The 1,158-nt window shown below is 49.6% G+C and carries 1 protein-coding gene; it reads right to left on the bottom strand.

All coding sequences use genetic code 11. The features are described from left to right. The coding region (locus ICT70_RS14775) for an ATP-binding protein (RefSeq protein WP_191157993.1) at positions 1 to 1,158 on the bottom strand (1,158 nt) is incomplete at both ends.

Genomic DNA, 1,158 nt, shown 5'->3' with positions numbered 1-1,158 from the left:
ACCAAGGCTGGCCAGGTAGGCGTAGATGACGCTGGCGTAGTAGCCCTCGAAGTTGCTGATGGTGTTGTTGACGTAGTTGTTGTAAGGGATGGCGGCGAACAGGCTTTTCAGGGTTTGCTCGAAGCCGGGCAGATCGATTTCTTGAAGCTGAAGGTAGAGTTCATCCTGGAAATCAGCTCGCTGGTTCTGATGGTTGGTGAGATAGTCAATGATGACATCAGAGAAGGAGAGCTGGACTTCCTTGTTGGGAAAATCGAGGATAAATTGAAGTCCACCTCGCGCCGCCTGTTCAACTTCGCTAATGGTCAGATAGCCAGCCTGAAACAGGATCGGCTCCAACTGAATGTTCTCAATATCAGAGCTGTCGATAAGGCTTTTGCTGACCTTGAGGTTATCGAGTCGGGGGATGTAATAGTTGTTCTGCTGGATCAACGTGATCAGAAAATTAGGGGTACCCGAGGCAAACCAGTAGTTGTCGAACTGCTGGCCGCTATCGATAAACAGCAAGACATCAAAAGGGTTGTAGACCTTCTCACCAAGGAAGTTATAACCATTATACCAACGCCGTACCTCATCCCGATCAGCCCCTTCCAGGTGTGCAGCGAAGATCGTATCCAGATCCTTTTCAGTATAGCCACAAATGGTGGCATAGCGCTCGTCAAGGCTGATGTCTTTCAAATTATTAAGACCGCTGAAGACCGACATTTTGCTGAATTTACTTACGCCGGTCAGAAAAGCAAACTTGATGTAGGCATCGCTGTCCTTGATAACGGAGTAAAGGTCACGCAAGACCTCTCTTCCCTGCTTAGCGACCTCGATCTGATCCAAGTTATCGACAATGAATTTGTCGTACTCGTCAACCAGGATGACAGCCTTCTGGCCTGTCTTTCTGTAAACTGCTTCGATGAGCTCCTGGAAACAGACACCGCCATGTTCAGGGTGAGCGCACTCAACACCGAGGTGCGCCTGGCTTGAACGCAGGACTGAACCCACAATGCGCTGCATCGATTCCAGGTTACGAGCCGTGCCACCACCAAAGCTGATTTTGATCACCGGGTAAGTCGTCTCCCAGTCCCACTTATCTTCAATGTCGAGTCCTTTGAAAAGCTCCCTGCGCCCTTCAAATAAATCCTGCAGGGTTGAGACCAATAGGCTCTT

This window comes from Pelovirga terrestris (assembly GCF_014773365.1).
Classification (GTDB): Bacteria; Desulfobacterota; Desulfuromonadia; order Desulfuromonadales; family Geopsychrobacteraceae; genus Pelovirga; species Pelovirga terrestris.
The sequence above is the reverse complement of the archived record's forward strand: the minus strand, read 5'-3'. Positions and strand labels throughout refer to the sequence as shown.